The sequence below is a fragment of the Cryobacterium sp. TMT1-2-2 genome (genome assembly GCF_004403505.1).
GTDB classification, from domain to species: Bacteria; Actinomycetota; Actinomycetes; order Actinomycetales; family Microbacteriaceae; genus Cryobacterium; species Cryobacterium flavum.
Genome location: NZ_SOGS01000025.1, coordinates 142,414 through 161,667, shown reverse-complemented (window position 1 = coordinate 161,667; position 19,254 = coordinate 142,414). Strand labels below are relative to the sequence as shown.

Below are 19,254 nucleotides of genomic sequence, written 5' to 3'. Positions count from 1 at the left end.
TTATTGCAGCATCGGAGCGAACCTGGAACCGCTTAGCTGCCCTGCACGTTCCAGATCTGGTTCATGCGGTACAGCATGACGGCGACCGACAGGCAGGTGACGCCGAGGATCACCGTGCTCCAGCGGCTGCGTTCGACCAGTGCCCAGAATCCGGCCGCGACCGGCAGCAGGATGGCGCTGATCAGGTAGGTGTAGAACTCGAGCAGGCTGCCGGTGGCCGTGTTGCCGGCCAGCGGCGCCGCGATCGCGGCCGCGAGCTGGACGATCAGCAAGAGTTCAACGAGTGCTGTCGCGCCCATGGTGAGGTCGGTGGGTTTGCGCCCGAACAGGCCCAGGACGACGCAGAGCACGCCGCCGGGCACGGCGATGGCCAGTTGCAGCCAGGTGAACCATTCGATCATGGGGTGGGTGTCGATTCGCTCGGTTCATCGGGTGGAAAGTTCAGCAGAGACTTAGCCTGGTCGCCGCGGTATTCGACCAGTCCGACCAGGCGGCCGTCGGGAGCGATGGCAGCGACCGGTCCGGTGCGGGTGGCATCCGGCTCGACCGTGATGCGTTTGCCATGGCCGAGGTCGACGGCCTGCTCGCGGGTCAGCGTGAGGCGCGGGAGCAGCCGGGTGGCGGCATCCGCTGGCGAAATGAGTTGGGCGGCGACGTCGACTTGTTCGAGGGTCGCCGCTTTCTCGATGCGGAACGGGCCGATCCGGGTGCGGCGCAGCGCGGTGAGGTGCCCACCGACGCCGAGCGAGCGCCCGAGGTCGCGGGCGAGGGCTCGAATGTAGGTGCCGGAGGCGCACTCTACGCGCACCTCGAGGTCAAGAAATCCGTCGCAGCGGGTGCTGGAGAGCAGTTCGAATTCGCTCACCGTCACCGGCCGGGATGGCAGCTGCACGTCTTCACCGGCACGCACCCGGGCGTAGGCACGCTTACCGTCGACCTTGATGGCGCTGACCGCGCTCGGCTGCTGGCTGATGTCGCCCGTGAGGTCCTTTATGCCGGCAGCGACGGCCGCGGGGGTGATACCGGCGACCTGCTCGGCGGTGGCGCGGGTGAGGCAGTCGCCCTCCGCGTCGTCCGTTGTGGTGGACTGGCCGAGGCGGATGGTGGCAAGGTATTCCTTGTCGAGGCCGACGACGTAGCTGAGCAGCCGGGTCGAGCTGTTGATGCCGAGTACGAGCAGCCCGGTGGCCATGGGGTCGAGGGTGCCGGCGTGGCCGACCTTGCGGGTTCCGGCCAGACGCCGGGTTCGGGCGACAGCGTCATGGCTGGTCCAGCCCTGCGCCTTGTCAATGAGTAGAAGGCCGCTGGTCACTTCCTGAGGGTACCAGCGTGCGACGGGGGCCGCGGTGCGAATCGGCTAATGAGCCGTAGTATATGAGCCGTGAGAATCTCGGTGATCGGTGCTGGCGCCCTGGGGAGTACGTTCGCCTGCCTGCTCGCGGCCGAGGGGCATGATCTGGTGGTGACTGCCCGCGGGGCGGCGCTGCCGGCTCTGCTGTCCGAGGGCATCCGCTTGACCGGGGGCTTCGGCGATCGGCTCGCGCGGCCGCTCGCGGTTGAACGGCTGACGGAACCGTGCGATCTGGCGCTGATCTGTACCAAGGCGCAGGATGCCGCGGCGGCAATTGCCGAGAACTCCGCCGTGCTCGACGGTATCCCGGTGATCGTGGTGCAGAACGGGCTCGACGGGGTCATGACAGCGCGCAGGCTGCTGCCCCACTCGGACTGTTTCGGGCTGATCACGATCATTGCCGCGCACTATGAGGGGCCGGGCCGGGTGCGGGTCACCACGGCCGCCCAGAGCTATCTCGGCCGCGGCGATGGCAGAGCGGATGCCGCCACCTTGCGCTGGCAGGCGCTGCTGGACGCCGCCGTGCCCACCCTGGCCCTGGATAATTTCGTTGGTGCACAGTGGACCAAGCTCGTTGTCAACATGCTCAACGCCCTGCCGGCCATCACCGGGATGAGCGTGCAGGACGTGATCGGTCAGGCCGGCCTTCGCCAGCTCATGACCCGGAGCATGCGCGAAACCGTGCGTGTCGGCCGAGCCAGCGGAGTGCGGTTTGGCTCGTTGCAGGGGCTTTCGCAGTGGCGCCTGCGTCTCTTTGCCCTCGCGCCGGTCTGGGCCGGGCAGGTGCTGCCACTCTCGATGCGCACCCGCATGGGCACTGTGCCAAACCAGGGTTCGACCCTGCAGAGTCTCGCGCGCGGTCAGCGCACCGAGATCGATTTTCTGAACGGCGCCGTGATGCGGGCCGCGGCGGCGGCCCGCACCACGGCGCCGGTGAACGCGCGACTCACCGAACTGGTGCACGAGGTCGAGCAGAGCGGTGTCTTTCTGACGCCGGCCGAAGTACGGGGCTGGTTTCGCTAGCAGCGGTCGGTCAGCACGCGGCGCGGGGCCTGCGGGTTGGTCTCGTCGACCACGGCCGACACGATATCGCGTGGGTGCACCTCAGCGAGGTAGCGCGTTTGGGGCTCGCTGCCCCGTTCGCCCTCCAGCAGCACACTGAACAGCCAGAGCCCGTGCAGTTCGGGGCGGTTGATGTAGTCGCCGTCGATGATCAGCGTGGCATCGGCGGGCGCGGTCTGCCAGGTCGGCTGAATCCAGGCATCGCGGTCGGGGTCGAATTCCTCGGTGACGAAGCCGGTACTGCCGCCCATCCGAAACGGTTCAACCAGCGCCCGGCGGAGTGCGGAGTAATCGTAGCCGACTCGGTACAGCCGGTCTGGTGTGTCGGGTGCCAGGCGCTCTTGTTCGGCGCGGGAGTGCTGAAAGTAGCGCAGGCTGGCCCGAAACACGTGCCGCTCCTGTTCCCGAAAGACCGCGGCGAGGTCGTCGGCGAAGGTGGCGCGAGCGGCGGCATCCGTTCCGTCGATGGCGATGATCGTGCGGCCTCGACCGTAGTTGTGCAGAATCTCGGCGGCGAGGGTGCGCAGAAAGTCGATGCGCGGTGTGGAAACCAGCTTCATGAATCGAGCCTAGGTTAGAACGGATGAACGTCACACCCTCTCCGCAGACCAATGCGGCCTCTGTCAGCGCCACGCTCAACGCCTGGTTCACCGAGAACGCCCGCGACCTGCCGTGGCGCCGCGACGGCTTCGGGGCCTGGGGCATTCTGGTGAGCGAGTTCATGCTGCAGCAGACGCCGGTGAACCGGGTCATTCCCCGGCTGGAAGAGTGGCTGGCACGCTGGCCCACACCGGCCTCGCTGGCCGCGGTTCCGCCGAGCGAGGCGGTACGGGCCTGGTCCAGCCTCGGCTACCCGAGGCGCGCGCTGTGGCTGCACGCCGCGGCGGTGCAGATCACCGAGCTGCACGGGGGCGTCGTGCCGTCCGACCTTGACGATCTGCTGGCCCTGACCGGCATTGGGGATTACACCGCGCGGGCGGTGGCGACGTTTGCGTATGGCTATCGGCATCCGGTCGTGGATACCAACACGCGGCGGGTGATCGCCCGGGCGATTGCCGGCGCCGGCGAACCCTCCCCGCCCAGCCGAGGCCGCGACCTCAAGGCGATGGGCACGTTGCTGCCGCAGAGTGCCCAGGAGGCGGCCCTGTTCAACGCCGCGATCATGGAACTCGGTGCGGTGGTGTGCACCAGCCGCAGCCCACACTGCGATGTATGCCCGATTCGGATTGTGTGCGCATGGCGGGCCGCTGACTACCCGGAATACACCGGCACCCGCAAGGCCGTGCAGAAGAAGTTCGAGGGCAGCGACCGGCAGGTGCGCGGCCTGATCATGGCCGAACTGCGGTCCACCCACCGTTCGGTGACGGATGCCGAGTTCGATATGGTCTGGCCGGATTCAGTCCAGTTGCGGCGCGCGCTGGCCAGCCTCCTGGCCGACGGCCTGGCCATGCGGGCGCAGGGCGGCTACACCCTGCCGGTGTGAACGCATCGCTTACGATTGACCGGTGACCGTTACTACTTCTTCAACCGCCGATGCCCAGTACTCAGCGCTCCTGCGCGACACCCTCGAGAACGGTGCCCGCAAGGCCGACCGCACCGGAACCGGCACCCGCAGCGTGTTCGGCCGTCAGCTGCGCTTCGACCTGGCCGCAGGCTTTCCGCTTGTGACCACGAAACGGGTGCACTTCGCGTCGATCGCCTACGAGCTGCTCTGGTTTCTGCGCGGCGACTCCAACGTCACCTGGCTGCAGGAGAAGGGTGTGCGCATCTGGAACGAGTGGGCCGACGAGAACGGCGAGCTCGGCCCGGTCTACGGGGTGCAGTGGCGGTCCTGGCCCACCCCGGGCGGTGAGACCATCGACCAGATCAGCCAGGTGCTCGACACCCTGCACACCGATCCGGATTCACGGCGCATGATCGTCTCGGCCTGGAACGTGGCCGACCTGCCGAAAATGGCCCTCGCCCCCTGCCATGCCCTGTTCCAGTTCTACGTGGCCGACGGCAAGCTGTCCTGCCAGCTGTATCAGCGCAGCGCCGATCTGTTTCTCGGCGTGCCGTTCAACATTGCCAGTTACGCCCTGCTCACCCAGCTCGTCGCCGAGCAGGCCGGCCTCGAACTCGGTGAATTCGTCTGGACCGGCGGGGACTGCCACATCTACGACAACCACGTCGAGCAGGTCACGGAGCAGCTCTCGCGCGCTGCGTTCCCCTCCCCCACGCTGCGCATCAAGCCGGGCCGCGCGAGCCTGTTCGACTACGAGTACGACGACCTCGTGCTGGAGAACTACCAGCACCATCCCGCCATCCGCGGCGCGGTGGCGGTATGACCCTCGGCCTGATCTGGGCGCAGACGCTCGGCGGCGTCATCGGGGCGGATGGGGTCATGCCCTGGCACCTGCCGGAGGACCTCGCCCATTTTCGTGCCGTCACGAGTGACGGCGCCGTCATCATGGGCCGGCGCACCTGGGATTCCCTCCCCGAACGATTCCGCCCCCTGCCGGGCCGAAAGAACGTGGTGATCACCAGGCAGCTCGGCTGGGCCGCGGCGGGGGCATCCGTTGCCCACACCCTGGAAGACGCTCTCGCCCTCACCGAGGGTGACCTGTGGGTGATCGGCGGCGCTGAAATCTATGGGCTCGCTCTGCCCTACGCCGACGTGCTCGAGGTGACCGAGATCGATGCCTCCATTGCCGGCGACACCTACGCCCCCGCCATCACGGCCGCCTGGACCCGCGTGACCGCAAACCCGCCAAGCGGATGGCTAAGCTCGACCACGGCACTCCCGTACCGTTTCGCGCGTTACGAGCGCACCCCCGCACCCGCCCCGGCCCGACGTCCTAGCCCGCCGCAGCCGCCGGGAGTGCACCCCTCAACGCGGACGGGGCCCAGGCCCCGTTCAGTGTGCTGTTGGTGCTAGTGCTTCGCGGTGCTCGCGGCGTCAGATTCGTCGGACTCATCGTCATCAGAGTCGTCGTCGAGGTCGTACTCGCGCGGCTTCTTGTACGGGTCGGCGTCGCCGGCGTACGTGGCCGTGCCCTTGCTGTCCTCGGTCGCACTGTCGCGGTCGTGCGCTTCGCGCAACAGATCGTCGATGAGCGCCGCGTTCTCCGGGATACCATCCGCGATGAACTCGATCGACGGTGTCAGCCGCGCGGTGATGTTCTTTCCCACTTCGCTGCGCATCAGCCCGGTCGCAGCCTTCAACGCCGCTGCGCTGTCGGTACGCTCCTCGATCGAGCCGTACACGGTGTAGAACACCGATGCGTGCTGCAGATCGCCCGTGACCTTCACGTCCGTGATGGTCACGAACCCGAGCCTCGGGTCGCGAAGTCCCCGCTCCAGCCGCTTGGCGATGATGACCTTAATGCGGTCCGCCATCTTTCTGGCGCGTTCCGGATCTGCCATGACTTACTCCTTGTTAGCCGGCACCGAAGCGCCAGGTACTTCTATGATTTCATGCCGTATTAGACGGATGCTGCCTACCCACTGAGGGTCGGAGCGGAATTTTGCATTAAAAGGGAATCGGGGTAGGGGTCCTGCGCTCTCTTCCCTTTTAATGGAAAATTCCGCGGAGACCCGACCCCAACGGGGTCGGATTCCCAACGGAACCCGACCCCCAAGCCAATCGCTAGACGCGCGGCTTTTCCTTCATTTCGATGGTCTCAATCTCATCGCCAATTCGGATGTCGTTGAACTTGCCCAGTCCGATACCACACTCGAAGTCCGTACGAACCTCGGTGACGTCGTCCTTGAAGCGACGCAGCGACTCGATGCCCAGGTTGTCCCCCACCACGATGCCCTCGCGAATAACGCGAGCCTTGGCATTTCGGGTGATGGTACCGGAGCGCACGATGACACCGGCGACGTTTCCGAACTTCGACGAGCTGAAAACCTCGCGAATTTCGGCGATACCGCTCTGGATCTCCTCGTACTCGGGCTTGAGCATTCCCTTGAGGGAATTCTCGATGTCCTCGAGGGCGGAGTAGATGACGGAGTAGAAGCGCACGTCGACGCCTTCGCGGGCAGCACGCTCGCGGGCCTTCGTGTCGGGGCGAACGTTGAAACCGATGATGATGGCGTTGTCGACGGTAGCGAGGTTGACGTCGCTCTCCGTGACCGCACCGACACCACGGTGGATGATGCGCAGCTGAACCGAATCGTCGACCTCGATCTTGAGCAGCGACTCTTCCAGGGCCTCAACGGCACCGGAAACGTCACCCTTGATGATGAGGTTGAGCGATTCGACCTTGCCCTCTTCGAGAGCACGGGTGAAGTCTTCGAGGCTGATGCGCTTGCGGGCCTTGGCCAGCAGTGCGTTGCGCTCGGCGGCTTCACGCTTCTCAGCGATCTGACGGGCTGTACGGTCTTCCTCGATGACGAGGAAGGTGTCGCCGGCGCGGGGAACGCTCGACAAACCCTGCACCTGAACCGCGCGGGACGGCGTGGCGGCGAGAACGGCAACACCGTTTTCGTCGGCCATCGCGCGAACGCGGCCATAGGCCGTTCCGGCGACGATGGAGTCTCCAACGTGCAGCGTTCCGGACTGGATGAGCACGGTTGCCACCGCGCCGCGGCCCTTGTCGAGGCGAGCCTCGATGGCGACACCGCGGGCATCCTTGTTCGGGTTGGAGCGCATGTCGAGTCCGGCGTCAGCGACCAGGAGCACGGCGTCAAGGATTTCCTTGATGCCGGTCTTGTTCTTGGCCGACACGTCGACGAACATGACGTCTCCGCCGTATTCTTCGGCGACGAGGCCGAATTCCGTGAGCTGCTGACGCACCTTCTGCGGGTTGGCGCCGGGCTTGTCGATCTTGTTCACTGCGACGACGATCGGCACGTTGGCGGCCTGGGCGTGGTTGAGTGCCTCAATCGTCTGCGGCATGATGCCGTCATCGGCAGCGACCACGAGGATAGCGATGTCGGTGACCTGCGCACCACGAGCACGCATGGCGGTGAACGCCTCGTGACCCGGTGTGTCAATGAAGGTCAGCGCGCGGTCGATACCCTCGTGCTCGGTGATGATCTGGTACGCACCGATGTGCTGCGTGATTCCACCGGCTTCACCCTCGGCGACCTTGGCGTTACGGATCGCGTCAAGGAGCGCGGTCTTACCGTGGTCGACGTGGCCCATGACGGTGACGACGGGAGGACGAATCTCGAGGTCTTCATCGGTTTCGTCTTCGAGTTCCTGGTCGATGTCGATGTCGAACGCGAGCAGCAGCTCACGGTCTTCGTCATCGGGCGAGACCATCTGGATCTTGTAGCCGAGCTCGCTGCCGAGCACGTCGAACGTGGCCTCATCGAGGGACTCCGTTGCCGTGGCCATTTCACCGAGGTGGAACAGTACGGTAACGAGGTTTCCGGGGCTGGCGTCAATCTTGTCGGCGAAGTCCGTAATGGATGCTCCGCGACGCAGACGCACAACGGTTCCGCCGTCGCCGCGGGGTACGGATACTCCACCCAGCGACGGGGCCTCGCGCAGCTCGAACTCTGCTCTCTTCGTACGCTTCGACTTGCGCGCCTTGTTCTTGCCGCCACCGCGACCGAAGGCACCAGCGGTGCCACCGCCCGGGCCGCGACCGCGACCGGCTCCGCCTCCTCCACCGGCGGGGCGAGGCGGGCCGAAGCCGGGAGCTCCGGCGGGAGCGCCGGGACGAGTGAATCCGGGGCGTGCGGCGCCGGCTCCACCCGGAGCGCCGCCTGGACGCTGGAAAGCGCCCGGACGCTGTCCGAAACCGGTCGGGCGTGCAGCCTGGCCGGGTCCGCCAGGGCGCGGGGCGCCTGGGCGAGGCGCCGGAGGGCGCGGAATGTTGCTCGGGGTGGGTGTTGCGGGGCGCTGGCCCATGCCCTGCGCACTCGCGAACGGGTTGTTACCCGGACGCGGCGGCTGGGCCGGACGCTGACCCATGCCCTGGTTGCTGGCGAACGGGTTATTGCCCGGTCGTGCAGCTCCGGGGCGAGGCATACCCGGCTTGACCGGCGTAGCCGATCCTTCCGCGGTCTTCGCTTCCGGGGTATCGGTGCTGGGCTTGTCGGCGGCCTCAGCGGCGGCGGCCTTGTCGGCGGCAGCGGCCTTCTGGGCAGCGGCAGCCTTCTCGGCGGCCTGGGTCTGGCGCTCGGCGACGGTGAGCGGCGCGACCGGAAGGGGCGCGGCATCCACTGCGGGAGCGGCCTCGGACGCAACCGGGGCGACCGGTTCGGCAGCGGGCTTCGGGCCCGGACGAGCTCCCGGCTTGGCGCCGTGGCTCGGACGAGCCGGAGTTGGGGTACTGGCAGCGGGCGCGGGCGTTGCAGCCTTGGCGGCGGCGCTGACGGCTTCAAGAGCGACGCGGAGGCGACGCGCTACGGGCGGTTCAACACTGGAAGACGGTCCTTTGACGAACTCGCCCATTTCTTTCAATTTAGCAAGGACATCCTTGCTTTCGAGTCCGAGTTCGGTAGCGATCTCGTGCACGCGTGGTTTCGCAGCCACAATTCTCCTGTTCCGGGCCTGCACCCGGAAAGGGGCAGACCGTTAGTAACGGACGGGTCTCATTTCGAGCCGCTCATTAGTTATCCATAAGCCAATTCAGCCTGTTCTCTAGTTGTTTCGCGTCCAGTGACCTGGTCACGCGAAAGGCACGCCCGAAAGCGTGTCGCCTTACGGCATCCTGAAAGCACGATTCACGGGCGTGCAGCCACGCACCTCTACCGGGGATTGTGGCGGTTTCATCCACCACAACTTCTGATTTCCCAGCAACGATCCGCAAAAGTGAGGATCGAGGGGCGCGCGAACGGCAGCCAATACACGTTCTTACGGAGTTCATCGTACCCCCTATTCGGCATCCTCCAGAATGCTGTCCGGCTGAATGTCGATTTTCGCGCCGGTGAGCTTTGCCGCGAGGCGGGCATTCTGGCCCTCCTTGCCGATGGCGAGCGAGAGCTGGTAGTCGGGCACGAGGGCTCGCACTGCCTTGATCGACTCGTCGATCACATAGGCGCTGGTCACCTTGGCCGGAGACAGTGCGCTCGCGACGAAGGTCGCGAGGTCGGGCGAGAAATCGACGATGTCGATCTTCTCGTTGTTGAGTTCGACGGTCACGGCGCGCACACGCTGGCCGAGTTCGCCGATGCAGGCGCCCTTGGCGTTGACGCCCGGCTCGGTCGCGCGCACCGCGATCTTGGTGCGGTGGCCGGCTTCGCGGGCGAGTGACACGATCTCGACGACTCCGCTGGCAATCTCGGGCACCTCGAGTGCGAACAGCTTGCGCACGAGCGACGGGTGGGTACGCGACACGGTGATCTGCGGGCCCTTGAGCCCGCGACCGACGGCCGTGACGAACACGCGGATGCGCGCTCCGTGCACGTAGCTCTCGGTGGGGACCTGCTCCTCGGGGGGCATGATCGCTTCGATGGTACCGAGGTCGACGTGGATCATGCGCGGGTTCGGACCCTGCTGGATGATACCGGCGACGATGTCGCCCTCGCGGCCTTTGAACTCGCCGAGCACTGCATCGTCTGCCAGGTCGCGCAGACGCTGGTTGATGACCTGCTTGGCGGCGAAGGCCGCAATACGACCGAAGTCGGTCGGGTTGTCGACGGCTTCGCCGATGACGTTGCCCTCGTCGTCATGCTCGGGAATGTAGATATCCACGTGCCCGGACTTGCGGTCGAGAACGACGCGCGCTTCGGGCACTTCCTGGATATCGTGCTTGGCTTCAGCAATCTTCGAAGCCTCAAGCTTCGACACGTCCTGCTGGATGTGCTTGACATAGGCGGTCAGAATCGCCTGTTCGATGATTTGCACGAGTTCCTCGAAGGGAATCTCTTTTTCGCGCTCCAGTAGCCGCAAAACACTGAGGTCGATGTCCATGGCCGGCCTCCTCTACGTACGATCTAGTCGCATGATCTTGCCGCCGCGAAACCGCGCAGCGGGCTGAATACTACGGTACCCGAATCTGCGGCGCCCCGTCACCCACTCGCCCGGGCTGGTCCGGTCCTGCTGGGTTCGCTGCAGAACGGATGCTGCCGGCTGGGCCAGGCAGCATCCGTTCTCGATACTGACTCGTTAGACGAAGTGCTTGGCGACGTCAGCGACGTCGACCTGCTCGCGATCGCCGGTGCGGCGGTTCCACAGTTCGACGATGCCGTCGGCGGCGCCGCGGCCGACGATGACGATCCACGGCACGCCGATGAGCTCGGCGTCACCGAACTTGACACCCGGCGACACCTTGCGGCGGTCGTCGTAGAGCACCTCGCGGCCGGTGGCTTCGATGGCGGCGACGACGGCCTCCGAGGTGTCGAAGACGATCTCGTCCCGGCCGGTGGCGATCACGTGCACGTCGAATGGCGTGACCGATTCGGGCCAGATCAAGCCCTTCGCGTCGTTGTTGAGTTCGGCGATGACCGCGAGGATGCGGGTGACGCCGATGCCGTATGAACCCATCGTGACCGTGACCAGCTTGCCGTTCTCATCGAGAACCTTGAGGCCGAGCACTTCGGCATACTTGCGGCCGAGCTGGAACACGTGACCGATTTCCATACCGCGAATGAGCTCGACCGGGCCGCTTCCGTCGGGGGCGGGGTCGCCGGCGCGCACGTCAGAGGCCTCGACCACGTCGTCGATGGCGAAGTCACGGCCGGCGACGAGGCCGAACACGTGCCGATTGTCTTCGTTGGCACCGGTGATCCACTCGGTGCCCGCAACCACGCGCGGGTCGACCAGAAAACGGATGCCGGTGGTCGATTTGGTACCAAGAACGGCGCCCTGGGCGCCCCACGGGCCGATGTACCCCTTGACCAGGCCGGGGTTCTTGGCGAAGTCGCCCTCGTTGGCCGCCTCGACCTCGGCGGGGGCGAAGGCGACCTCGACGCGCTTGAGGTCGACCTCGCGGTCGCCGGGAACGCCGATCGCGATGAGTTTCCGGGTGCCGTCAAGGTGCGTGAGCGCGAGCACGACGTTCTTGAGGGTGTCGGCTGCGGTCCACTCGCGACCGTCGAGGCGCGGGTGCTCGGCGTTGGCCTTGTCGACCAGGGTCTGGATGGTCGGGGTGTTCGGGGTGTCGAAGATCTGCGCGGCGGGCAGCGCGCTGAAGTCTTTGCTTTCCGGAACGAGCGTGCGAAAGGCCTCGATGTTGGCCGCGTAGCCGCCGGGGCTGCGCACGAAGGTGTCCTCGCCGACGGGAGTCGGGTGCAGAAATTCTTCGCTCTTGGAGCCACCCATGGCGCCGGCATCCGCTTGGACGATCTCGTAGTCGAGGCCGAACCTGTTGAAGATGCGCTCGTAGGCGTCGCGCTGCAGCTGATAGCTCAGGTCGAGGCCGGCGTCGGTGTAGTCGAAGGAGTACGCGTCTTTCATGGTGAATTCGCGGCCGCGCAGCAGTCCGCCGCGTGAGCGTGCCTCGTCGCGGTACTTGTCCTGAATCTGGTAGATCGACAGCGGCAGGTCCTTGTAGCTGCTGTACAGGTCTTTCACGAGCAGCGCGAAGACCTCTTCGTGGGTCGGCGCGAGCAGCATGTCGGAGCCCTTGCGGTCCTTCAGGCGGAACAGGCCCTCGCCGTACTCGTCCCAGCGGCCGGTCAACTCGTAGGGCTCACGCGGCAGCAGGGCCGGAAAGTGCACCTCGTGCGCGCCGGCCGCGGTCATCTCCTCACGGATGATGCGCTCCACTTTTGCCTTCACCCGCAGGCCGAGCGGCAGCCAGGCGAAAATACCCGGGGCCTGGCGACGGATGTAGCCGGCCCGCACGAGGAGGCGGTGGCTGGTCACCTCGGCGTCGGAGGGGTCTTCGCGGAGAGTACGGAGGAAGTAGTTGGAGAGACGTGTAGGCACCCGTCTACCTTACGCGCGCGCCGCGATCCGCTCCCCCACTGCCTGGTTCAGCCGACCTCGCTCAGGGTGCGCTCGATGGCGACCAGTCGCGTATCCAAAGAAGTCAGTTTTTCGAGCAGGGCGGCGTTGGTCGCATTGCTCTCCGCCAGCGCGTGAGTCAGGGCGGTTGAACCCTCGGAACCGGCTGCCTGCCGACGCGACTTGAAGTACAGGTTGAAGATCGCGTAGGTGATTCCGCCGATGATCGCGACGATGGGAACGAGGTAGGCGAAGTCGAAGTTCATGGTGTTTCCCCCTGCTGGTTGGACGCCGCGGCGTGTGCCACGGCGTCGGTGATGGTGTCGATGGTGATGCTGAGTGAGAACGGTGCCAAGGCGACGTGCTTGAGAGCGGTCCCCTCCGGGGAGAGTTCCAGCGACGTCGTGACGAACCCGCTCGCCTCCAGCTTTGCGAGGTGCATGTAGAGCAGAGCACGCGACATCCCGACGCGTCGTGCCAGCTCGCTGACGTGCACGCGACCGCCCTGCAACTCGGCGAGAATGAGCATCCGTTGCGGACTGGCGACCGCAGCAAGGGTGGCACTGAGCTGTTCAACATTCATTGCAACACCTCCTGACAGGTGCAACTATATTCTGACACCCGAAAGAAAAGCAAGCAACCATCCGCTTTCGCGGATCAGGAGAGTTACTTCGCGCCGACGGAGACCGTGGGGCTGCCGAGCGCGGCAGCGGGCATCTCGGCGGCGAGCCGGTTGGCCTCTTCGATGAGGGTCTTCACGATCTCGGACTCTGGCACGGTCTTGATAACCTCGCCGCGCACGAAGATCTGGCCCCTGCCGTTGCCGCTCGCGACACCGAGGTCGGCTTCGCGAGCCTCACCCGGTCCGTTGACGACGCAGCCCATGACGGCGACGCGGAGCGGCACGGTCATTCCCTCGAGCCCGTCGGTGACATCATTGGCGAGCTTGTAGACGTCGACCTGTGCCCGGCCACAGCTCGGACAGGAGACGATCTCCAGCTTGCGCTCGCGCAGGTTGAGCGACTGCAGAATCTGCAAGCCCACCTTGATCTCCTCGACCGGCGGAGCGCTGAGCGAGACGCGGATGGTGTCGCCGATGCCTTCGCCGAGCAGGATGCCGAACGCCGTTGCGCTCTTGATCGTGCCCTGAAAGCTGGGACCGGCCTCAGTCACGCCGAGGTGCAACGGCCAGTCGCCGCGTTCGGCGAGCAGGCGGTAGGCCTTGACCATGATCACCGGGTCGTTGTGCTTGACCGAGATCTTGAAGTCGTGAAAGTCGTGCTCCTCGAACAGGCTCGCCTCCCAAACGGCGCTCTCCACGAGCGCCTCCGGGGTGGCCTTGCCGTATTTCTGCATGAGACTCGGCTCGAGCGAGCCGGCGTTGACGCCGATGCGCAGGCTGACACCGGCGGCCTTGGCGGCCGCAGCGATCTTGCCGACCTGGTCGTCGAATTTGCGGATGTTGCCGGGGTTGACCCGCACGGCGGCGCAGCCGGCGTCGATCGCCGCGAAGACGTAGTTCGGCTGAAAGTGGATGTCCGCGATCACCGGAATCTGGCTCTTCTTCGCGATGATCGGCAGCGCCTCGGCGTCATCGCGAGTCGGCACGGCAACACGCACGATGTCGCAGCCGGTCGCCGTGAGCTCGGCGATCTGCTGCAGCGTCGCGTTGATGTTCGTTGTCGGAGTGGTCGTCATCGATTGCACGCTCACTTGAGCATTGCCACCGACCAGGACCTTTCCGACCTTGATTTGACGGGATTTACGTCTGGGAGCGAGTACCTCAGGTACTTTGGGCATCCCCAAGTTGATTGCAGCCACTTACCTAGCTTAGTTGTCGTAGTGCGAGCGAAGCTGAATGCCGCCAGCGGATCAGCGTTCCAGCTGGGCCAGCAGCGCCGCCAGAAACTCGGCCGGGTGTTCGAGGTGCGGTGAGTGCCCACAGTCGGCCAGTTCCAGCTCGGTCAGCGTGCCGCCGGCGGCCTGGTAGGCGCCAAGCACAGCCCGGGTCTGCTGGATCATCGGCTGGGGAGGGGCCACATCAGCGCCAGGCCAGCCTGGAATCACGCCGAGTTGCCCAAGATAGTTGAGATCGAAGAACGAGGTGTCCGACACGATGACGTCGTCGCTGCCGTGAATCCAGAGAATGGCCGGCTTCTCGGCCAGGTCGACAATGCCGCTCGTGTTGAAATGACCGGGAGACATGGTGTTGAGCACGCCGCTGTCGCCGGGGGCGAATCCGGGCCAATTATCTGAAACTATCGAATCCCCGGGGTAGTTACCGACGCCGGTGGCCGTGGTCAGCATGGAGTCGATCCAGATTTCATCGTGGTTCGAGCTGAACGGCGGCTTGACGTAGGTGGTCTGGTAGACGGTGCGGGGGCTGGTCTGGTCAGCGCCGTGGTCGCCGTCATGCAGCCTGGCGACGAAGTCGGGGTTGGCTCCGCCGGCGCCCGTTCCGGCGTCGTCAACGCTCAGCCGATGGCCATCCGCTCCCCCGGTGCCGCCGAAGCCGTAGGGGGAAACCGGCGCGACCAGGGTCAGGGTCGCCGCGAGGCCGGGGTGATCGAGCAGCAGCTGCATGGTCACACCGCCGCCCATACTCCAGCCCACGAGGTGCGCTCCGTCGACGCCGAGTTCGGTGAGCACAGCGGCGATATCGTCGGAGTAGTCGGCCAGGCCGCGGGTGGCATCGACCGGCAGGGTTTCGCTGCTGCCGAAGCCGCGCAGGTCGATGGCGAGCGCCCGCACCGACGTGGGCAGGGCCAGCATCAGCGGCTGCCAGAACAGCGATGACGACACGTTGCCGTGCACGAAGACGACGGTCGCCGCGGCCGTTCCTGTTGCCGGCCGTTCGAGCACTTCGGCGCGCAGGCGCGGGGTGACAACGCTGTACGCGGTGATGCCGTCGAAAATGTTGCCCGTACTGGTGGTGATGGTGTCGCTCATGATCGGGGTCCTCTCGGGTAGCTGGCGGGGGTGTACAGGTTCACGGCCCGGGCGACCTGGTCGGCGCCCCGGTCGCTCATCACGATCGTGTAGTGGTTGACGTCGTCGACCTCCCGCACGGTCAGCCGCGGCAGTCGTGTCGCCCAGTCGGCGACAACCGCCCGGTCGTACAGTGCGGTCGGCTCGTCCAGCAGCCCGCGCGGGGCACGCAGAAATTCGATCGGCAGACTGAGGTCGGCGAGCGCCTCCGCGTAGCCGTCGGCACCGTTGAGCTCCAGCGAATTCGCGGCCACCGCCTCCAGCCGCGCCGAGGGGTGCAGAGCCGGCGCCGTGCCATCGAGGTCGTAGCGGGCAAAATCGGCCACCCGCGATGACCAGTCGGCGACGAACGCGGGGTGGCTCTGCCAAAAGTCCTGGTAGGCCTCGACCGTCTCGAAGGTCTGCGATAGCCGTTTGACGGCTGGGCCGAGCATGAGCAGGGGGTCGATGCCCACGTCGCGTGGAATCGGCAGGCCACCGTCCACCAGAACGAGAGAGTCAACCCGGTCGGGGTAGAGGTGGGCGAGCCATACGGCGACAAACGCGCCCATCGAGTGCCCGACCACGACCGTACGGTCGACCTCCAGAAAATCCAGCAGCCGGGCCAGGTCTTCGGCGTGCTGCCGCAGCCCGTAGGGCGCCGGCAGGGCGTTGCTGCGAGCGCGACCGCGCAGGTCGGGAGCGATCACCCGCGAGCCCGGCAGGCGTTCCACCAGCCACGGCCAGCAGAGGTGCGAGGCGGTGATGCCGTGGATTGCCAGCACCGTCGACTGCCCCTGGGCAGCGCGCCACTGGCCACCGCGCAGGTCTCCCCCGGCGACCCGAGCCCGGAACGGCTGATAGTGCTCACTCATCGCTTCCTCATTTCCACGGTGCTGCTCGAGACGGTGCTGCCGGCACCCAGTGCACCCTCGATGAACCGCATCATCTGCTCGAAAACGTGCTCGGGCACGGCACGGGTTCCGCTCGCAAACGGATCGGACCGGGCCCCTTCGAGCGCCTCGTCATCTCCCCAGAGCACCCAGCGCATGCCGATCATCTCGCCGACTCCCATGAGCGCCCAGGCTGCAACGGTGGGATCGATGTCGCTGATCTCGCCTGCCGCGCCGGCCGCGCGCAGCCCCGCTATGTAGCCCTCGACGATGCGCGTGTAGTGCAGGCGCAGAGCGCCAGGCGAGACGAACTCTGCCTCACGAATCACCCGGTACAGCGCGGGGTGGTCGGCGGTGAATTGAAAAAACGCCCGAAACCCGGCGCGCTCCGAATCGATCCGATTTTCCGTAGCAGCGGATGCCGCACTCATCGCCAACCGCACGCGGTGGTTGAGGTCTTCGACCAGTTCGTTGAAGATCTGCAGTTTCGAGTCGAAGTAGAGGTAGAACGTGCCCTGGCCGATGCCGGCGGCATCCGTTATGCGCGAGATCGACGCATCGGCGTAGCCGACCCGCGAGAACACCTGCTCGGCTGCTTCGATGAGTTTGCGCTTGGTTTCTTCGCCTCGGGCGGTTCGCGGCATTCCGGCGCTCATAGTTTGTTTCCTATCTTTTCAAAATCAAGTCCGTGTTTCCAGTTCTCCAGCAGCTGGCGCCGCAGCACCTTGCTGCCGAGGGATCGCGGAATTTCCGCTACGAAGCGCACGAACGCCGGAACCTTGAACGCGGCCAGTTGGGTGCGGGCGTAGGCCAAAATGCCGAGCTCATCGGCCGCGAATCCGGGTGTCAGCACGATGAAGGCCACACCGACCTCTCCCCACCGATAGTGCGGCACCCCGATGACCGCCACCTCGGCGACCGCGGCGTGTTCGATCAGCACGGTCTCCACCAGGGCCGGCGCCACGCTCTCGCCGCCCGAGATAAAGATGTCGGTGAGCCGGTCGATCACGGCAAAATAGCCGTGCTCGTCGCGGCGCACGAGGTCACCGGTGTGCAACCAGCCACCGCGCAGGGTGCGAGCGGTCTGCTCGGGAGCACGAAAATAGCCCGAGAACACGCCGGGCCCACGCACCAGCAGTTCACCCGTCGCGGCCCCGCCGAGCAGGTCGCCGGTGATCGGATCGGCCACGGCGACCTCCACGTGCGGATACGGCTTACCGGCGTAGCCGACCATGCTGCGGGCTTCGTCGTCGGGCAGACACAACACGTTCGGGGAGGCCTCGGTCAGACCGTACCCCTGGGTGAGTGCAACTCCGCGGGCATGCCAGGTACGCAGCAGCTGCGCGGGCATTGGTGCGCCACCAACCACGGCGTGATTCAGGCTGGACAGGTCGGTCGCAGCGAAATCGGGGTGCTGCGCGAGGAACAGGTAGTTCGCCGGAACGCCCATCATGGTCGTGATGCGACGGTCCTTGATCAGGTGCAGCACCCGGCCGGGGTCGAAGGTGCGCTCGAGCACGACCGTGGCCCCCATCCACCAGGCCAGCAAAGGCTGAATATTCCAGCCGCCCACGTGATACTGCGGCATGACCGAGAGCACCACATCTTTTCTGGTGATCTCGGTGATGCGCGAGAGCGACAGGTTGGTCCAGAAACAGTTCGCGTGGGTCAGAACCACGCCCTTGGCCGGGCCGAGCGTGCCGGAGGTGAACATGATCAGCAGGGCGTCATCGTCACGAACCGTGCGGGTCACCAGCTCATCGTCCGGGCGTGGTGCGAGCCGCCACGACAGCGGAACGAGCACGAGGCCGGCCTGCGCGCAGGCGAAGAACAACACGACCTGGTCTGAGCTGTTGCCGGTGATGGTCGCCACCCGATCGCCGACGCCGTAGCCGGCGGCCCGAAAAGCCGCGGCGAGGTCGCTGGCCCGGTCGTCGAGGTCGCGGTAGCGCAGTGTGACGCCGCGGTCGTCGACGGCGACTCGTTCGGGCGTGGCCCTGGCGCGGTCGCGGGTCCATCGGCCCAGCGTGTGCAGGCCATCATCGGTCATGTCGTCTCCTCTGAGTCAAGCATGCGCTCCCGACCTCGAGCCCGAGGCCGTTGCGGCCGGCCGTTGCGCCGGGTCAGCCCAGCCAGCCCACCCGGAAGAAACAACACCACGAGAATAAACAGTGTTCCGAGAATGAACAACGGCTGCGACAAAGGAATCCGCAGAACGTCGGGCAGGCCGGCGATGAATTCCGATCCGGCCAGGGCGGTCAGCCGCTGGTCGAGAAGCGTGTAGACCAGCGCGCCGAGGACGGCGCCCCCTCGCAGCCCGACGCCGCCGAGCACGACGATCACCAGCAGGGTCAGCGTGAAGTCGGGCGTGGCGACGCGCGGCGAGACCCCGCTCTGCAGCAACAGAAACGCGGCTCCAGCGAGGGCGGCGAGCGCCCCGGCAATGCTGAAGACCAGCAGCCGCACAGAATAGGGACGGATGCCGATGACCCGTACCCGGAGTTCGTTTTCGCGAGTCGCGGCCACAACATGGCCCGCGCGGGATTTCTCCACCCGCAACACCACGAGGTAGACCGTGACCAGAACAGCGAGCGACAGCCATTACAGGTTGCGGGTGTTGAGTACGCCGACCAGTGCGTCTGGCACATGCGAGACGTCGAGGGTGAGCCCCTCGTCGCCGCCGGTCTGCCCGCCCGGATTGCGCCGTACCACGACCGAGCCGGCCTGCGCGAAGGCGAGCGTGACCATGGCAAAGGAGATACCGGTGACCCGCAGGCTGGCCGAACCCACGAGTGCGGCCAACACGAAGCCGATCAGCACCGTGATCAGAATCGACGCTACGAACGTCGCACCGGCTGGCAACCAACTCGGTGAGAAGTTGTGCAGCACGATGCCCAGGCCGTAGGCGCCGGCCGCGAAGAAGAGAGCGTGCCCGAACGAGAGCATGCCGGCCAGGCCGAACAAGAGGTGGTAGCTGAGCGCTAGAGCCGCGATGAGCATGGCGTAGGCGAGCAGTTGCAAAGTACCGGGCGTGTAGGTCGCGCCCGGAAAGACACCGGGAATCGTGATGTTCAGAAGCGGCAGCAGCACCATGAGCAGCACCAGCGCCGCGCTGGCCGTGATTTTGGTCATTGGTCTGGCCCGGAAGTCGC

General features: G+C 66.0%; 19 protein-coding genes and 1 pseudogene. 4 read left to right on the top strand and 16 right to left on the bottom strand.

Annotated features, from left to right (window positions below):
• Positions 1-32: 32 nt before the first annotated feature.
• Positions 33-401 carry a hypothetical protein gene (locus E3T35_RS15850; protein WP_092340934.1) on the bottom strand — a complete coding sequence of 123 codons (369 nt, stop codon included), beginning with the start codon at positions 399-401 and terminating at the stop codon, positions 33-35.
• Entirely contained in the window at positions 398-1,312 is a 915-nt protein-coding gene (gene truB / locus E3T35_RS15845) for a tRNA pseudouridine(55) synthase TruB (RefSeq protein ID WP_134380018.1), read from the bottom strand. Before truB ends, E3T35_RS15850 begins: the two co-directional genes overlap by 4 nt.
• Positions 1,313-1,381: 69 nt before the next feature.
• Here truB and E3T35_RS15840 point away from each other — a divergent pair, with 69 nt between their 5' ends.
• Positions 1,382-2,374, top strand: a complete 993-nt coding sequence (locus E3T35_RS15840) for a ketopantoate reductase family protein (RefSeq protein ID WP_134380016.1) — start codon at positions 1,382-1,384, stop codon at positions 2,372-2,374.
• Here the strand turns inward: E3T35_RS15840 and E3T35_RS15835 are convergent.
• Positions 2,371-2,973 (bottom strand): hypothetical protein, encoded by a 603-nt coding sequence (locus E3T35_RS15835; protein WP_134343589.1) that lies wholly within the window; start codon positions 2,971-2,973, stop codon positions 2,371-2,373. The genes E3T35_RS15840 and E3T35_RS15835 overlap by 4 nt on opposite strands.
• Positions 2,974-2,996: 23 nt before the next feature.
• Between E3T35_RS15835 and E3T35_RS15830 the strand changes: the two genes are divergently transcribed.
• The 3 genes from E3T35_RS15830 to E3T35_RS15820 are packed head-to-tail and all read left to right on the top strand — an operon-like array spanning position 2,997 to position 5,330.
• Positions 2,997-3,896, top strand: coding sequence for an A/G-specific adenine glycosylase (locus E3T35_RS15830; RefSeq protein ID WP_134380014.1), 900 nt, complete (start codon positions 2,997-2,999; stop codon positions 3,894-3,896).
• 22 nt (positions 3,897-3,918) lie between these two features.
• On the top strand, positions 3,919-4,740 hold the full coding sequence (locus E3T35_RS15825; protein ID WP_134343587.1) for a thymidylate synthase: 822 nt from the start codon (positions 3,919-3,921) through the stop codon (positions 4,738-4,740).
• On the top strand, positions 4,737-5,330 hold the full coding sequence (locus E3T35_RS15820; RefSeq protein WP_134380012.1) for a dihydrofolate reductase: 594 nt from the start codon (positions 4,737-4,739) through the stop codon (positions 5,328-5,330). Before E3T35_RS15825 ends, E3T35_RS15820 begins: the two co-directional genes overlap by 4 nt.
• Here E3T35_RS15820 and rbfA read toward each other — a convergent pair.
• The 13 genes and pseudogenes from rbfA to E3T35_RS15755 form a co-directional block, all read right to left on the bottom strand.
• Entirely contained in the window at positions 5,327-5,818 is a 492-nt protein-coding gene (gene rbfA, locus E3T35_RS15815) for a 30S ribosome-binding factor RbfA (protein WP_134343585.1), read from the bottom strand. The genes E3T35_RS15820 and rbfA overlap by 4 nt on opposite strands.
• A 223-nt stretch (positions 5,819-6,041) precedes the next feature.
• A complete protein-coding gene (gene infB / locus E3T35_RS15810) occupies positions 6,042-8,885 on the bottom strand; it encodes a translation initiation factor IF-2 (RefSeq protein WP_134343584.1) in 2,844 nt (947 codons plus the stop codon).
• A 76-nt stretch (positions 8,886-8,961) separates the two neighbouring features.
• Entirely contained in the window at positions 8,962-9,219 is a 258-nt protein-coding gene (locus E3T35_RS15805) for a YlxR family protein (RefSeq protein ID WP_134343583.1), read from the bottom strand.
• Between the two features lie 8 nt (positions 9,220-9,227).
• Positions 9,228-10,265: a transcription termination factor NusA gene (gene nusA, locus E3T35_RS15800; RefSeq protein WP_134343582.1), complete on the bottom strand. Its 1,038-nt coding sequence runs from the start codon at positions 10,263-10,265 to the stop codon at positions 9,228-9,230.
• Between the two features lie 195 nt (positions 10,266-10,460).
• Positions 10,461-12,224: a proline--tRNA ligase gene (locus E3T35_RS15795; RefSeq protein ID WP_134343581.1), complete on the bottom strand. Its 1,764-nt coding sequence runs from the start codon at positions 12,222-12,224 to the stop codon at positions 10,461-10,463.
• Between the two features lie 47 nt (positions 12,225-12,271).
• Positions 12,272-12,508, bottom strand: coding sequence for a hypothetical protein (locus tag E3T35_RS15790; RefSeq protein WP_104088773.1), 237 nt, complete (start codon positions 12,506-12,508; stop codon positions 12,272-12,274).
• A complete protein-coding gene (locus tag E3T35_RS15785) occupies positions 12,505-12,825 on the bottom strand; it encodes a winged helix-turn-helix domain-containing protein (protein ID WP_134343580.1) in 321 nt (106 codons plus the stop codon). Before E3T35_RS15785 ends, E3T35_RS15790 begins: the two co-directional genes overlap by 4 nt.
• An 83-nt stretch (positions 12,826-12,908) precedes the next feature.
• The gene (ispG, locus tag E3T35_RS15780; protein ID WP_174774977.1) at positions 12,909-14,063 is read right to left on the bottom strand and encodes a flavodoxin-dependent (E)-4-hydroxy-3-methylbut-2-enyl-diphosphate synthase; all 1,155 of its coding nucleotides are present in this window, start codon (positions 14,061-14,063) and stop codon (positions 12,909-12,911) included.
• Between the two features lie 51 nt (positions 14,064-14,114).
• Positions 14,115-15,191 (bottom strand): alpha/beta fold hydrolase, encoded by a 1,077-nt coding sequence (locus E3T35_RS15775; protein WP_134380010.1) that lies wholly within the window; start codon positions 15,189-15,191, stop codon positions 14,115-14,117.
• Positions 15,188-16,084, bottom strand: coding sequence for an alpha/beta hydrolase (locus tag E3T35_RS15770; RefSeq protein ID WP_134380008.1), 897 nt, complete (start codon positions 16,082-16,084; stop codon positions 15,188-15,190). The genes E3T35_RS15775 and E3T35_RS15770 overlap by 4 nt, the downstream gene beginning before the upstream one ends.
• Positions 16,081-16,758: a TetR/AcrR family transcriptional regulator gene (locus E3T35_RS15765; RefSeq protein ID WP_134380006.1), complete on the bottom strand. Its 678-nt coding sequence runs from the start codon at positions 16,756-16,758 to the stop codon at positions 16,081-16,083. The genes E3T35_RS15770 and E3T35_RS15765 overlap by 4 nt, the downstream gene beginning before the upstream one ends.
• Positions 16,755-18,152: a class I adenylate-forming enzyme family protein gene (locus E3T35_RS15760; protein ID WP_134380004.1), complete on the bottom strand. Its 1,398-nt coding sequence runs from the start codon at positions 18,150-18,152 to the stop codon at positions 16,755-16,757. The genes E3T35_RS15765 and E3T35_RS15760 overlap by 4 nt, the downstream gene beginning before the upstream one ends.
• Positions 18,149-19,234: pseudogene (locus E3T35_RS15755) on the bottom strand (branched-chain amino acid ABC transporter permease). The gene E3T35_RS15760 and the pseudogene E3T35_RS15755 overlap by 4 nt, the downstream one beginning before the upstream one ends.
• Positions 19,235-19,254 lie beyond the last annotated feature (20 nt).

Excerpts from the sequence above, each read along its gene's own strand:
- E3T35_RS15850 (WP_092340934.1), bottom strand. The coding sequence starts at position 401 with ATGATCGAATGGTTCACCTGGCTGCAACTGGCCATCGCCGTGCCCGGC.
- E3T35_RS15835 (WP_134343589.1), bottom strand. The coding sequence starts at position 2,973 with ATGAAGCTGGTTTCCACACCGCGCATCGACTTTCTGCGCACCCTCGCC.
- E3T35_RS15830 (WP_134380014.1), top strand. The coding sequence starts at position 2,997 with ATGAACGTCACACCCTCTCCGCAGACCAATGCGGCCTCTGTCAGCGCC.
- E3T35_RS15820 (WP_134380012.1), top strand. The coding sequence starts at position 4,737 with ATGACCCTCGGCCTGATCTGGGCGCAGACGCTCGGCGGCGTCATCGGG.
- rbfA (WP_134343585.1), bottom strand. The coding sequence starts at position 5,818 with ATGGCAGATCCGGAACGCGCCAGAAAGATGGCGGACCGCATTAAGGTC.
- E3T35_RS15805 (WP_134343583.1), bottom strand. The coding sequence starts at position 9,219 with ATGAACTCCGTAAGAACGTGTATTGGCTGCCGTTCGCGCGCCCCTCGA.
- nusA (WP_134343582.1), bottom strand. The coding sequence starts at position 10,265 with ATGGACATCGACCTCAGTGTTTTGCGGCTACTGGAGCGCGAAAAAGAG.
- E3T35_RS15790 (WP_104088773.1), bottom strand. The coding sequence starts at position 12,508 with ATGAACTTCGACTTCGCCTACCTCGTTCCCATCGTCGCGATCATCGGC.
- E3T35_RS15785 (WP_134343580.1), bottom strand. The coding sequence starts at position 12,825 with ATGAATGTTGAACAGCTCAGTGCCACCCTTGCTGCGGTCGCCAGTCCG.
- E3T35_RS15775 (WP_134380010.1), bottom strand. The coding sequence starts at position 15,191 with ATGAGCGACACCATCACCACCAGTACGGGCAACATTTTCGACGGCATC.
- E3T35_RS15770 (WP_134380008.1), bottom strand. The coding sequence starts at position 16,084 with ATGAGTGAGCACTATCAGCCGTTCCGGGCTCGGGTCGCCGGGGGAGAC.
- E3T35_RS15765 (WP_134380006.1), bottom strand. The coding sequence starts at position 16,758 with ATGAGCGCCGGAATGCCGCGAACCGCCCGAGGCGAAGAAACCAAGCGC.
- E3T35_RS15760 (WP_134380004.1), bottom strand. The coding sequence starts at position 18,152 with ATGACCGATGATGGCCTGCACACGCTGGGCCGATGGACCCGCGACCGC.